A 361-nucleotide genomic window follows, 5' to 3' on the forward strand; every position below is an offset into this window, starting at 1 on the left:
TGCTAATATTCCGCCTTATTCGTTTTTTACTGTTGCTAGTTGTAACCCGCCGGTTTTAAGCGTCACGCAAGTAAACCCTCGCGATAATGCAAATAAAGATAAGATAAATAATTTAATCGCTACCAAAGAGGGCGTAGTTAATATAGTTAGCCATTCGCTTGTTGATCAAATGAACCAAAGCTGCGCTAACTATCCACGTGACGTGAGTGAATTAGATGCTGCATATATACAGCGTACTCCCACCAAATTAGTCAGTGTACCAAGTGTTGCGGCGTCAAAAGTACGCTACGAATTTAAGTTGCGAGAGGTGAGTACTATTTCCGATGAGGCCAGCGCGGGGCTTATGATGCTGTTTGATGTG

1 protein-coding gene is annotated in these 361 nt (G+C 42.7%); it reads left to right on the forward strand.

The genetic code is table 11. The features are described 5' to 3' along the window. A partial coding sequence (locus CWC30_RS18140; protein WP_171034757.1) for a flavin reductase family protein occupies positions 1-361 on the forward strand: 361 nt, incomplete at both ends.

This window comes from Pseudoalteromonas sp. S4741, from assembly GCF_005886135.1.
GTDB lineage: Bacteria > Pseudomonadota > Gammaproteobacteria > Enterobacterales > Alteromonadaceae > Pseudoalteromonas > Pseudoalteromonas tetraodonis.